The following is a 12858-nucleotide window of genomic DNA, read 5'->3' on the forward strand; positions in this document are numbered from 1 at the left end:
CCCTCAGGTCAGGGCTCCTGCCACCCCGGCCGGCCCACGCCTCCGTATAACCAACGCCATCAACGCCGCCGCCGCACACAACGCCCCCGACGCATACCAAACAACGTCGTACGACCCGAAGACATCCCGTGCCATCCCCCCGAGGAACGCCACCAGTGCCGCGCCCACCTGATGCGAAGCCAGGACCCAGCCGAAGACGATCGCGCTGTCGTCGCCGTAGTGCTCGCGGCACAGGGCGATGGTGGGTGGGACCGTGGCGACCCAGTCGAGGCCGTAGAAGACGATGAAGAAGATCATCGGTGGGTGGATCGAGGGTGCCAGCAGCATCGGGAGGAAGAGGAGCGAGACCCCGCGCAGCGCGTAGTACACCGCCAGGAGGCGGCGCGGTTCGTAGCGGTCGGTGAACCAGCCGGAGGCTATCGTGCCGACCACGTCGAAGACCCCGATCACCGCCAGCAGGGAGGCGGCTGCCGTTATCGGCATGCCGTGGTCGTGGGCCGCGGGGACGAAGTGGGTCTGGATCAGGCCGTTGGTGGAGGCTCCGCAGATCGCGAACGTGCCTGCCAACAACCAGAACGGGCCCGTGCGCATCGCCGAGAGGAGGACCTTCACCGTGCGGCGCGCCGCGCCCTGCACCGGGGCCGGCTTCGGTACGAACTCCCGCGCCCCGTACGGCTTCAGGCCCACGTCCGCCGGGTGGTCGCGCAGGAGCAGCCAGACGAAGGGGACTACCGTCAGGGCCGCCAGGGACACCGTGACCGCCGCTGGGCGCCAGTCGTACGTCTCGATGATCCACGACAGCAGTGGCAGGAAGATCAGCTGGCCGGACGCCGAGGCGGCCGTGAGGATGCCCGTCACCAGGCCCCGGCGCTCGGTGAACCAGCGGTTGGTGACCGTCGCCGCGAAGGCCAGCGCCATCGAACCGCTGCCCAGGCCCACCAACAGGCCCCAGCACAGCATCAGTTGCCAGGCCGCCGTCATCCACACGGTCAGGCCCGAGCCCAGCGCGATGACCGCGAGGGCCACCGCGACGACCCGCCGGATGCCGAACCTGTCCATCAGCGCGGCGGCGAACGGCGCCGTCAGCCCGTACAGCGCCAGGTTGATGGAGACGGCGGCGCCGATCGTGCCGCGCGACCAGTCGAACTCCTGGTGCAGCGGGTCGATGAGCAGGCCGGGCAGGGAGCGGAAGGCGGCGGCGCCGATGATCGTCACGAAGGCGACGGCGGCGACGAACCACGCCCTGTGGATGCGGAGACGCGGCGCTCGGCCGGGCTTTCGGAGATCACTGGCGGAATCAGCTGTACCGGCGGCGTCGGATGTCTCTGTCGTCGTCACGCCGTCAAGCTTCCGACCTGCGAACTCCCCGAACGAGTGGCCGGAGAGACAGCATTCGCTAGGATCGGGCCATGGCCAGCACCTCCATCGCCTCCCCCCGTCCGCAAGAGAACGCGGACTTCCGGCCCCACCGCGTCGTCGTCCTCGCCCTCGACGGTCTGCTCCCCTTCGAGCTGGGCATCCCGCACCGCATCTTCGGCCGCCCCAAGGACGCCAGCGGCCGGCACCTGTACGAGGTCGTGACCTGCTCGATCCGTCCGCCGGGCCTCGTCGAGACCGACGCCGACTTCGCCATCCAGGTCGCCCACGGCCCGGAGGCCCTTGCCACCGCCGACACGGTGATCGTCCCGGCGTCGTACGAACTCGGCCCGGTCTTCGAGGAGGGCGTGCTGACCGACGAACTGGCCGCCGCCCTCGCCCACATCCGGCCCGGCACCCGGCTCGCCTCCATCTGCACCGGCGTGTACGTCCTCGCCGCCGCCGGTCACCTCGACGGCCGCCCGGCCACCACGCACTGGGCCGACGCCGAGCACTTCCAGCGGACCTTCCCGCAGATCGAGGTCGACGCGGACGTCCTGTTCATCGACGACGGCGACGTGCTGACCTCGGCCGGCGTCGCGGCCGGGCTCGACCTGTGCCTGCACATGGTCCGCCGCGACCACGGCGCCGCCGTCGCCAACGAGGTGGCCCGCCGTACGGTCGTACCGCCGCACCGCGACGGCGGGCAGGCCCAGTACATCCAACGCCCGGTACCGGCACCCCAGTTGGCCACCACGACCGCCGCCCGCGCCTGGGCCCTTGGCCGCCTCCACGAACCGCTCCAGCTGCGCGACATGGCCGAGCAGGAATCGATGTCGGTACGGACGTTCACGCGCCGGTTCCGTGAGGAGGTGGGCGTCAGCCCCGGCCAGTGGCTCACCCAGCAGCGGGTGGAACGGGCCAGGCATCTCCTGGAGTCCACCGACCTGTCCGTCGACCAGGTGGCCCGGGACGCGGGCTTCGGCACGGCCCAGTCGATGCGGCAGCATCTACAGGCGATCCTCGGCGTCACACCGACCGCGTATCGCCGTACCTTCCGGTCCGGAGGCGTCAGGACGTCCGCGAGCGACCGGATCGCCGGCCGGTCCAGCAGTGTCGGCGGCCCCGACGCTGTCGACGCCCTGCGCTGAGACCCGCGCCGAACTCTCACCGGAGCGGATCTCGCCCCACCATCCGACGGCCGTCAGCACCAGCGTCAGGGCCACGCCCGCCAGGACGGCCGTGGACGGTGCCGTCACCTGGAGGAGGGCGCCCGCGAGCGAGCCCGCCGCCGCGTAACCCGCGCTGGCAGCCGCGTACATGACCGAGTAGCCCGCGGCCAGGGCATTCGCCGGAAGCGCCTCGCGCAGGGACAGGTTGCGGGTGACCAGCGCGCCCGACTGGAGCATGCCGCCCAGGGCCAGCGCGGCGGCGATCCCGGCCGTGTGCGGTATCAGCGCGGCGGCGGTCACACAGACCGACATACCGCCGATCAGCACCGCGCTGCGGGTGCGCAGCCGCCCCGGCCAGGCCCGGACGCCGTAGAGGAAGGCACCGAGCCCCGCGCCGACCGCCAGTCCCGTCAGTATCGGGCCGGACCAGCCCACCCCGATGCCGCGCTGTTCGAGAAGCGCGGGCAGGACGAGTTCGGCCAGGCCGAGCAGGGTGAGCCCGGCCGCACCCGTGACGTACACCGGCCAGGCGGCGACCAGCAGCCCCAGCAGCGAAGGCCCCCTCCCCCGCCCCTTCCCCTTGCCCTCCGTCCGGTGTTCGTCGGGCGCCGCCCAACCCGCCGGAAGCAGCCACAGGCCCACGATCGACGACGCCATCAGCGCGGCGGCGAGGAGCAGCGGGACGCGCGGTGCCACGCCCAGTGCGAGGCCGGTGACGGCGGCCGGGGAGACGGCCCATATGCCCGAGTTCAGCATCGACTCGGTGGACAGCGCCTGCGTCACGGCACGCGCCGGGACCAGGGTCGTGAGCATCGCGCGCAGCCCGCCGGCGACCGCCGCCGGAGCGCCACCGGCCAGGAACGCGAACGCGGCGAGGACCACGGGATGCGCCCCCGGCAACACCCCGAGCCCCACGAATCCGGCGGTCCCGGCCGCGAGCGCCACGGCAAGCTGAGGCCGGGCCCGGTCAGGACGCAGCCGCAGGCCGACGACCGGGGCGCCGATCATCTCCCCGATCACGAACGCGGCGGCGAGTGCCGCGCCCAGGGCATAGCCGCCCGGGCGTTCGCGCACCAGGAAGACCAGGGCCAGCGGAGCCATGGCCACCGGCACACGCGCGCCGACGGAGGTGCAGGCCCAGATCAGGATCTGCTTCGAGGCGACGTCGCGATAGCTCATGGGCCGAAGGTAAAGGTCGGGACCGACAACACCCCAGGGGATTTCCGGCGCCTGTGGACAACTCCTGGCATGCCCCACTCAGAACCATCCAACCTCCGAGTCAGAACGTCAGCACCCCCCGAGCCACCCGCCCCGCCTCCGCGTCCCCCACCGCCTTCTCGAAGTCCTCGACCGGATACGTCTCGGTCACCAACTCGTCGAGCAGCAGCCGCCCTTCGCGGTACAGCTCGGCGTACAGCGCGATGTCCCGCTGGGGCCGCGAGGACCCGTACCGGCAGCCCAGGATCGACTTGTCCAGGTACATCGACGAGACGAGGAAGGACGCCTCGGCGGTGGCGGGCGGTACGCCGAGCAGCACCGCCTGGCCGTGCCGGTCGAGCAGATCGATGGCCTGCCGTACGAGTTCCACGCGCCCCACGCACTCGAACACATGGTCGGCACCCGGCGGCAGAACCTCCCGTACCCCCTCCGTGGACGTCAGGAAGTGGGTCGCGCCGAACCGCCGAGCCACTTCCTCCTTCGCCGGATTCGCGTCCACGGCGACGATCCGCAGGGCCCCCGCGATCCGCGCCCCCTGCAGAACGTTCAGCCCGACCCCACCCGTACCGATCACCACGACCGTGTCCCCACGATCGACCCGGGCCCGGTTGAGCACGGCACCCACCCCGGTCAGCACCCCGCACCCGATGAGCGCGGCGGAGGTCATGGGGATGTCCTTCGGGATCCGCACCGCCTGCACGGCCTTCACCACCGTCCGTTCCACGAAGGCGGAGTTGGACGCGAACTGGAACACCGGCCGCCCACCCCGGGTGAACGGCCGCCCGGGCCGCCCGATCGCCTGCCGGCACATGGTCGGCCGCCCCCGGTCGCACTCCGCGCACGCACCGCAGTTGGCGAGCGTCGACAGGGCCACGTGATCCCCGGGCACGACATGCGTGACACCGTCCCCGACGGCCTCCACCACCCCCGCCCCCTCGTGCCCGAGCACGACAGGAACGGGAAAGGGAATGGTCCCGTCGACGACGGACAGATCGCTGTGACACAACCCGGCAGCCTCAATCGCGACCAGCACCTCCCCGGCCCCCGGATCCCGCACCTCCAGATCGTCGACGACCTGGACCTGCTTCCCGTCGAACAGCACCCCGCGCATCAGCCAACCCCCTTGATTCCCTTGGATTCCCTGGATTCCCTGGGCAGACCGAGCACGCGCTCGGCGATGATCGTGCGCTGGATCTGATCGGAGCCGCCGTAGATCGTGTCGGCCCGGGAGAACATGAACAGGTGCTGCGCGGCGTCGAGTTCGTACGGTGCCTCGGCCGACCAGTCCACCGGCCCCACCCCCGCAGCCGCCCCCCGCACCAGCATCGCCAGCTCCCCCAGCCGCTGATGCCACCCGCCCCACAGCAGCTTGGCCACGCTCGCCGCGCCGCCGACATCCGCCGAACCCCCCAACGTCCGCAGGGCGTTCCACCGCATGACCCGCAACTCGGCCCACTGCCGCACGAGTCGCTCCCGTACGACGGGATCCGCCACTGCGCCACTGTCGACGGCCGCCCGCACCACGCGCCCCAACTCCCCGGCGAACCCGATCTGTTGGGCCAGCGTCGACACCCCCCGCTCGAACCCGAGCAGACTCATCGCGACGCCCCAGCCGCCGCCCTCACCCCCGACAACATGCTCCGCCCGCGCATGCGCCCCGTCGAAGAAGACCTCGTTGAACTCACTGGTCCCGGTCATCTGCCGGATGGGCCGGACCTCGATCCGCCCAGGCTGATCCATGGGTACGAGCAGAAACGAAAGCCCGTGATGCCGACTCGACCCCGCCTCCGTACGAGCGAGCACGAAGCACCAATCGGCCTCATGGGCAAGGGAGGTCCAGATCTTCTGCCCGGTGATCCGATACGTCCCGTCGGACGCACGCTCGGCCTTCGTACTCACCCCGGCAAGGTCAGACCCCGCGCCAGGCTCGCTGTACCCCTGACACCACAACTCCTCACCGGCGGCAACCGGCGGCAGAAACCGCGCCCGCTGCTCCTCGCTCCCATGCGCGAGCAACGTAGGCGCGAGCAGATTCTCCCCAATATGCCCGGACCGCACAGGCGCCCCAGACCGCGCATACTCCTCGGCCCAGACAACCTGCTGAGTCAGACAGAGCCTGCGATTCCCGTACCCCTCTTCCCCCCAGGAGAGCCCGATCCACCCGGCTTTCCCCAACACCCGTTCCCAGGCCCGCCGATCACCGGCCCCATCAACATGCGCACAAAGCCACCCCCGAGCTTCCGCGCGAAACTCCTCATCAACGGCGCTGAACCCAAAGTCCACAGACCTCACCTCTCAACGCAGGTCGCGATGTCTTTCCTAGGGGCGCGGGGAACTGCGCGACCAGCCACAACGCACCCGCACCCGCCAAACAACACACGCACCCGAGCTACTAGGCGTTCGGCCGCGATCCGTCCCGCGCCGCCTTCTCCATCCGCTCCAACTGCAAAAGCATCGGCATCGGATCCACCCCCACAGATCCCGGCAGAAACTCCGCAATCCGCTCCGGCGTCCACCCCCCGGAGTCAGACGCATACGCCGCCCGCAACTCCTTCGGCTGCGCCCAAACCGCGATCTTCGGCCCCGCAACCGTGTACACCTGCCCAGTAATCCCCTGCTCCGCCGCACGATCGGACAGCAAATACACCACCAGAGCCGCCACATCCTCCGGCTCCCCGATCTCCGCCAACTCCACAGGAACGTTGGCCGACATCCGCGTACGAGCAACAGGCGCAACCGCGTTCGCACTCACCCCGTACTTGTGCAAGCCAAGCGCAGCGCTCCGCACCAGCGAGATGATCCCGCCCTTGGCCGCGCTGTAGTTGGCCTGCGACACCGACCCCTGATGGTTGCCGCTGGTGAACCCGATCAGCGTCCCCGCCCGCTGCTGCCGCATCACCGCCGACGCGGCCCGGAACACCGTGAACGTGCCCTTCAGATGCGTGGCGACGACCGGATCCCACTCCTCCTCGGACATGTTGAACAGCATCCGCTCGCGCAGGATCCCGGCGACGCAGACGACACCGTCCAGTCGCCCGTACGAAGAGACCGCCACGTCGACAACTCGCTGGCCCCCAGCCATCGTCGAGACGTCGTCGGCCACCGCGACCGCGTCCCCGCCCGCCGCCTCGATCTCCTTGACGACGCCCTCGGCGACCTCGCTGGTCGGGGACGCACCGTCCATCGAGACGCCGTAGTCGTTGACGACGACCCGCGCCCCCTCCGCCGCCGCACCCAGCGCCACAGCCCGGCCGATCCCCCGCCCCGCGCCGGTCACGGCGATCACCTTGCCTGCCAAGAAGTTCCCCATGCCGGCCCCTTCCCGCGGTTTCTGACGGACCGTTAGATTTTATGGCCCGTCAGACATCCGGAGGCAAGCCCCGGGAGCGACCGGACTCCAGGAAGGAACCGGACTCATGTCATTGCCGGCCGAGTTCCACGCCATCGCCAAACGCGTGAACAACTGGGGGCGTTGGGGGGACGCCGACGAGATCGGCACCCTCAACCTCATCACCGACCAGGTCGTCCGCGAGGCCGCCGCCACCGTCCGCACGGGCCAACGCGTCCCGCTCGCCCTCCCCCTCCAGCAGGACGGCGTCCAGACCGGCGCGATTCCGGGCCGGCTGAACCCCGTACACGCGATGATCCAGATCAACCAGGAGCTGTTCGGGCCGCCGGGCGGCGGAACCGTCGCGACCAGCGACGACATCGTGACCCTGGGGCTCCAGGCGGGCACCCACTGGGACGCCCTCGCCCACGCCTCCCACTCCGGGAAGCTCTACAACGGCCGCCCGGCGAGCAGCATCACGGCCCATTCCGGCGCCGAGTTCGCCGGCGTCGACAAGGCTCGGCACGTCGTCTCGCGCGGGGTGCTGCTGGACGTGGCCCGCGCGCGGGGTGTCGACCGGCTGGACGGGGGGCACGCGGTCACCCCGGAGGACCTGGACGCGGCGGAGGAACTCGCCGGAACGCGCGTACGAGCCGGTGACATCGTGCTCGTAAGGACCGGGCAGATGCAGGTGTACCTGGCCGGGGACAAGCACGGGTACACGTACCCCTCGCCCGGGCTGTCGCTCCGTACGCCGGAGTGGTTCCACGCGCGGGACGTCGCGGCGGTCGCGAACGACACACTCACCTTTGAGATATTTCCGCCGGAGTCGGAGGATCTCTGGATGCCCGTACACGCGCTCGACCTGGTGGAGATGGGGATGCCACAGGGCCAGAACTGGAATCTCGAAAAGTTGTCCACAGCCTGTGGACAAGAGAACCGCTATGAGTTCCTGCTGTCGGCGACCCCGGAACCGTTCACGGGCGCCACGGGCAGCCCCGTCGCACCCGTGGCGATCCTCTAGCCCCCGCTGGCCGGCCGGCGGCGCGCCACTGCCCACCCCAAGTACGGCATCGCGCGCCGCCACCCGCCTTCGGCGTTCCCACCCCGCCCCCTTGCCCCTGAGGGGGCCGACGCCGAATCGCGATCCGCACTCGCCGAGGGCCCCCGTCACCGAAACCCTCGCCGTCCCCTCACGGCGAATCGCGCTGAACACAAGCGTGTTCAAGTGGTCACGTCACGTCAACACCCGTTCGGGGATTTATCGCTTACGCCCTTTTTGCGACAACCGCGCACAGGGGCACACCCCGGCGCACCGCACCACGCCCGGCCGGAAAACCGGGCATTTCTGCACCGGTGCCCCGCCGAGCGCCGCGTCAACAGGCCACGGACGCAGACGTCACACGGCTTCGTACGCCGCCATGCCCCCGTACGCGGAAGCGGTGACCGAAGTCGAAGCCGAAGCCCTGGTCGCGACCGTGGCCGTGGCGGAAGCCGTAGCCGATGCCGTGGCCGCCGCCGTGCTCCCACTCCCGCCTCCGTACGGCGCCTGAGGGGCCGGACATCGGTCCAGCTCGCACCAGATGCGCTTGCCGACGCTCTCGGGGCTCCACCCCCAGCGGTCGGCGAGCCCGTCGACCAGTTCCAGGCCGCGTCCATTGGTCTCGTCACCGTCGGCATGCCGGGGCGCGGGCGGACAGGGGCTCAGGTCGGCGACCTCCAGCCGGACGAACCCGCCGGCCACCGCCCCCTGCATCCCCTGCGCACCGGAGACACCCGGCGCGCCCTGGAAGGACAGCCGCAGCACCGCCGGACACCCGGTGTGCACCACCGCGTTGGTGACCAGCTCGGAGACAAGGAGGATCAGCGTCTCGGCCAGCGGCTCGTCGTCCGCGACCCCGGACCCGGCAAGCCGTGACCGCGCCCATCTCCGGGCCCGCCCCACCTCCGTGGGGTCGGGCCGGATCTCCAGCTGCACTTGAAGCACCTGCACCGCTCACACCATCCGAACCGGCGGACACATCGCCCCGCGCCGCACGAGGGCCACGATCGTAGCCATTTTCTGCATGCCCAGAACAACGGTTGGGCCAACGGCCAGATCAGGGATCACGGAACGTGAGTCCCTTACGAGAAAGCATGGTTGACGTACAGTCACCCCAACAAGCGCTTCGGGCATATTCCAACGCGAAGGAGTACGCCTGCGGCATACTGTGCGACGCTCGTCACGGGAAGTCGAACAAGCGGGCGCGGAACTCCGACCCGCCCCGCGAGCGGCGCGCACTGCCGGATCCGGGGCCGCCTCAGGGGCAACACCGGGATGGCTCGACCTCGGAACCGCTCGCATCCCACAGAAGGTACCGGAGCGAACACACGACTCCGGGCCGTGACGAGTCCCGCGAAGGACACAACCCGGTATCGACGCTCAGTAACTACCGCACACTTTCATCACACTTCCATTACGCCACGATCCATGACATGAATCCGGCCACCGTCGACCGACCCCAGCTCCGGCCCGGGTTCCTGGCCCCGTCACGACACCCCGGCCAGTAACTCAGCAGCGAGCAACTCCTCACACTCCGTCACCGAACCGGGGCGCCGGGCCCGTACCCAGGCCCGTTTCAGATACAGATGGACGTCCGATTCCCAGGTGAAGCCCATCCCTCCGTGTACCTGGAGGCAGTCGCGGGCCCCGCGTACGGCGGCCTCGTCGGCGAGCAGCCGGGCCGCCGCGACGTCCGCCGGGTCGACGGTGACGGCCGCCGCGTACACCGCCGCCCGCGCCACCTCGACCCGCACCAGCATCCCGGCACACAGATGCTGCACCGCCTGGAAGGCCCCGATCGGCCGCCCGAACTGCTCACGGGTCCGAGCATGTTGCACGGCCAGCTCGCACACCCGGGCGGCGGTGCCGAGCTGCTCGGCGGCGGTGAGGAGAGAGGCCAGGAGTACGTCCGTACCGCCACCGTCCGACGGGGAGTCCGGATCGGCGGCGACCCGGTGCAGGGGCGTGAGCGGATCCACCGACCGCACGGGGACCGCCCCTCCGGCATCCCCTTGTACGGCATCGGCCGCCGCCAGCCACTCCATCACCCCGCCCCCGTCGACGACGGTGACCACCGTCTCCCCCGTCGCCGCGCCCGGCACGACGCCCGCCGCGAGATGGGTGGCGATGAGCGGTCCGGGCAGCAGTACGCGCCCCGCCTCCTCGAACGCCAACACCGCCTCGGGCAGCCCGAGTCCGACCCCGCCCGCCGCCTCGGGCAGCCGCAGCGAGAAGAACCCGGCGGCCCCCAACTCCCGCCACAGCTCCCGGTCGAGGTCAGGTGCGCCCTCCATGGCCGCCCTGAGCCGCTCGCGCCCGAAGCGCCCCGCCAGCAGCCCCCGTACGCCCTCCCGCAACGCCCGCTGGTCTTCGGTGAGTTGGAACCGCATGTGCGAGGTCACCGCCCTTTCGGCAGCCCGAGAACGCGTTCGGCAAGGATGTTGTGCTGGATCTGGGAGGTGCCTGCGGCGATGGTGTACGAGAGAGAGGACAACCGGTCCAGCACCCAGGGCCGTTCGAGATCCAGCGCCGCCCAGTCCCCCAGGACCTCCGCCGCCGCCTCATACAACTCCTGCCGGGCGTGCGAGTACCGCAGCTTGAACACCGACCCGCCGACCCCGGGCACTCCCTCGCTCGCCTCGCTGACGTTCCATTGCGTCAGCCGCCACAGCGCCCGGAACTCGGCGTTCAGCCGACCGAGTCGCCGCCGCAGTACGGGATCCTCCCAGCGCCCGTTCTCCCGTGCGGCCAGGGCGAGTTCACCCAGCACGCGGCGACAGGCGACCACTTCCCCCACGAACGCCGTACCGCGCTCGAAGGACAGCGTCACCATGGTCACGCGCCAGCCGTCGTTCTCCTCGCCGACCCGGTTGGCGACGGGCACCCGGACCTCGTCGAGGAAGACCTCGGCGAACTCGTTCGACCCGGCGAGCGTGCGCAGCGGCCGTACGGTGATGCCCGGCGCGTCCATGGGCATGGCGAGCCAGGTGATCCCGCGGTGCTTCGGCGCGTCGGGGTCGGTCCGCACCAACAGCTCGCACCAGTCGGCGACTTCGGCGTGCGAGGTCCAGATCTTGGCGCCGCTCACCACGTACTCGTCGCCGTCGCGCCACGCACGCGTGCGCAGCGCCGCGAGGTCCGAACCGGCGTCCGGCTCGCTGAACCCCTGGCACCAGACCTCCTCGCCGCGCAGCACGGCCGGCAGCCAACGCGCCTTCTGCTCCTCGCTCCCCTCGGCGGCGACGGTCGGCCCGGCGTGCAGCAGCCCGACGAAGTTGGCGCCCACGTAAGGCGCGCCGGCCTTCTCGGTCTCCTCCAGGAAGATCATCCGTACGGCGGGGTCGGCGCCCCAGTGGACCTCGCCGTACCCGGCGTCGTACAGCGTCCGCTGCCAGCCGAGGTCGTACGCGCGCCGCCCGGGCCAGTCGTCGGGTGAGGGCTTCGCGGGGAGGGAGGGGAGCGCCTTCGCCAGCCACTCCCTCAACCTCGCCCGGAATTCCGCCTCTTGGGGAGTGTCGGAGAGGTCCACTACTTGTCCAGGTCGAGGCCGAGCATCCGGATCGCGTTGCCGCGCATCAGCTTGTAGACGGTCTCGTCGTCGAGGCCCTTCACATGGTCGAGGGCGACTTCCTTGGTGTGCGGGAAGGTCGAGTCGACGTGCGGGTAGTCGGTCTCGAAGGTGGCGTTGTCCCGGCCGACGACGTCGATCGAGGCGACGCCGTGCTTGTCGCGGAAGAAGCAGCAGAACATCTGCCGGTAGTAGTACGTCGAGGGCGGCTCCGGGATCAGATCCCGGACCCCGCCCCAGGCGCGGTGCTCCTCCCACACGTCGTCGGCGCGTTCCAGGGCGTACGGGATCCAGCCCATCTGCCCTTCGCTGTACGCGAGTTTGAGCGCTGGGAACTTCACCAGCACGCCGGAGAAGAGGAAGTCCATCATCGACGCCATCGCGTTGTTGAAGCTCAGCGAGGCCTGTACGGCCGGCGGGGCGTCCGGGGAGGCGGCGGGCATCTGGCTGCTGCTGCCGATGTGCATGTTGACGACTGTCCCGGTCTCCTCGCAGGCCGCGAAGAAGGGGTCCCAGTAGCCGGAGTGGATCGACGGCAGCCCGAGGTAGGTCGGGATCTCGGAGAACGTCACGGCCCGTACCCCGCGTTCGGCGTTGCGCCGGATCTCCGCGACCGCCAACTCGACGTCCCACAGCGGGATCAGGCACAGCGGGATGAGCCGGCCGCCGCTGTCGCCGCACCACTCCTCCACCATCCAGTCGTTGTAGGCGCGCACGCAGGCCAGCGCGACCTCCTTGTCCTCGGCCTCGGCGAAGGTCTGCCCGCAGAAGCGGGGGAAGGTGGGGAAGCAGAGGGAGCCCTCGACGTGGTTGAGGTCCATGTCCGCGAGGCGGGCCTTCGGGTCCCAGCAGCCGCGTCGCATCTGCTCGCGCGTGATGCCGTCGAGGGTCATCTCGTCCCGGGAGAAGCCGACGGCCGCGATGATCCGCTTGTACGGGAAGAGCAGCCCCTCGTACTCCCACCAGTCGGTGATCTGCCCCTCGGGGTCGGTCGTGAACCTGTACTTGCCGCCCACGTAGGCGAGTTCACCGATTCCGGCGGTGAAGGGCTTCGGCCCCTTGTCTCGGTACTTGGCCGGCAGCCAGGTCTCGAAGAGGTGCGCGGGTTCGATCACGTGGTCGTCGACGCTGATGATGCGGGGCAGTTCGGTCATGGGTCCCCTCCGCCTGGCCG

At 70.4% G+C, this 12858-nt stretch carries 10 protein-coding genes; 2 read left to right on the forward strand and 8 right to left on the reverse strand.

Going from position 1 to position 12858, the window contains the following annotated elements; all coding sequences use genetic code 11:
* Positions 1-3: 3 nt before the first annotated feature.
* Positions 4-1338: an MFS transporter gene (locus tag ACWCRB_RS07595; protein ID WP_450995148.1), complete on the reverse strand. Its 1335-nt coding sequence runs from the start codon at positions 1336-1338 to the stop codon at positions 4-6.
* 71 nt (positions 1339-1409) lie between these two features.
* On the opposite strand from ACWCRB_RS07595, the gene ACWCRB_RS07600 reads away from it, so the two are divergent.
* Positions 1410-2507: a GlxA family transcriptional regulator gene (locus ACWCRB_RS07600; protein WP_450995149.1), complete on the forward strand. Its 1098-nt coding sequence runs from the start codon at positions 1410-1412 to the stop codon at positions 2505-2507.
* A gap of 1300 nt (positions 2508-3807) precedes the next feature.
* Here ACWCRB_RS07600 and ACWCRB_RS07605 read toward each other — a convergent pair.
* From ACWCRB_RS07605 to ACWCRB_RS07615, 3 genes are all read right to left on the reverse strand, one after another.
* Positions 3808-4857 carry a Zn-dependent alcohol dehydrogenase gene (locus tag ACWCRB_RS07605; RefSeq protein WP_450995150.1) on the reverse strand — a complete coding sequence of 350 codons (1050 nt, stop codon included), beginning with the start codon at positions 4855-4857 and terminating at the stop codon, positions 3808-3810.
* A complete protein-coding gene (locus ACWCRB_RS07610) occupies positions 4857-6029 on the reverse strand; it encodes an acyl-CoA dehydrogenase family protein (RefSeq protein ID WP_450995151.1) in 1173 nt (390 codons plus the stop codon). Before ACWCRB_RS07610 ends, ACWCRB_RS07605 begins: the two co-directional genes overlap by 1 nt.
* Positions 6030-6138: 109 nt before the next feature.
* Positions 6139-7056 (reverse strand): SDR family NAD(P)-dependent oxidoreductase, encoded by a 918-nt coding sequence (locus tag ACWCRB_RS07615; RefSeq protein ID WP_450995152.1) that lies wholly within the window; start codon positions 7054-7056, stop codon positions 6139-6141.
* A gap of 106 nt (positions 7057-7162) precedes the next feature.
* On the opposite strand from ACWCRB_RS07615, the gene ACWCRB_RS07620 reads away from it, so the two are divergent.
* Positions 7163-8098: a cyclase family protein gene (locus tag ACWCRB_RS07620; protein ID WP_450995153.1), complete on the forward strand. Its 936-nt coding sequence runs from the start codon at positions 7163-7165 to the stop codon at positions 8096-8098.
* Positions 8099-8473: 375 nt separating this feature from the next.
* Here the strand turns inward: ACWCRB_RS07620 and ACWCRB_RS07625 are convergent, their stop codons facing one another.
* The 4 genes from ACWCRB_RS07625 to ACWCRB_RS07640 all read right to left on the reverse strand — a co-directional run bounded on the left by ACWCRB_RS07625 (position 8474) and on the right by ACWCRB_RS07640 (position 12838).
* Positions 8474-9067: an ATP-binding protein gene (locus tag ACWCRB_RS07625; RefSeq protein WP_450995154.1), complete on the reverse strand. Its 594-nt coding sequence runs from the start codon at positions 9065-9067 to the stop codon at positions 8474-8476.
* A gap of 536 nt (positions 9068-9603) precedes the next feature.
* A complete protein-coding gene (locus ACWCRB_RS07630) occupies positions 9604-10506 on the reverse strand; it encodes an acyl-CoA dehydrogenase family protein (protein WP_450995155.1) in 903 nt (300 codons plus the stop codon).
* A gap of 8 nt (positions 10507-10514) precedes the next feature.
* On the reverse strand, positions 10515-11645 hold the full coding sequence (locus tag ACWCRB_RS07635; RefSeq protein ID WP_450995156.1) for an acyl-CoA dehydrogenase family protein: 1131 nt from the start codon (positions 11643-11645) through the stop codon (positions 10515-10517).
* Entirely contained in the window at positions 11645-12838 is a 1194-nt protein-coding gene (locus tag ACWCRB_RS07640; RefSeq protein WP_450995157.1) for an amidohydrolase family protein, read from the reverse strand. Before ACWCRB_RS07640 ends, ACWCRB_RS07635 begins: the two co-directional genes overlap by 1 nt.
* Between the last annotated feature and the right edge of the window lie 20 nt (positions 12839-12858).

It is taken from the genome of Streptomyces sp. NPDC002156, assembly GCF_053593675.1.

Coding starts and splice junctions, on each gene's coding strand:
- ACWCRB_RS07600 (WP_450995149.1), top strand. CDS start 1,410: ATGGCCAGCACCTCCATCGCCTCCCCCCGTCCGCAAGAGAACGCGGAC.
- ACWCRB_RS07615 (WP_450995152.1), bottom strand. CDS start 7,056: ATGGGGAACTTCTTGGCAGGCAAGGTGATCGCCGTGACCGGCGCGGGG.
- ACWCRB_RS07630 (WP_450995155.1), bottom strand. CDS start 10,506: ATGCGGTTCCAACTCACCGAAGACCAGCGGGCGTTGCGGGAGGGCGTA.
- ACWCRB_RS07640 (WP_450995157.1), bottom strand. CDS start 12,838: ATGACCGAACTGCCCCGCATCATCAGCGTCGACGACCACGTGATCGAA.
- ACWCRB_RS07605 (WP_450995150.1), bottom strand. CDS start 4,857: ATGCGCGGGGTGCTGTTCGACGGGAAGCAGGTCCAGGTCGTCGACGAT.
- ACWCRB_RS07620 (WP_450995153.1), top strand. CDS start 7,163: ATGTCATTGCCGGCCGAGTTCCACGCCATCGCCAAACGCGTGAACAAC.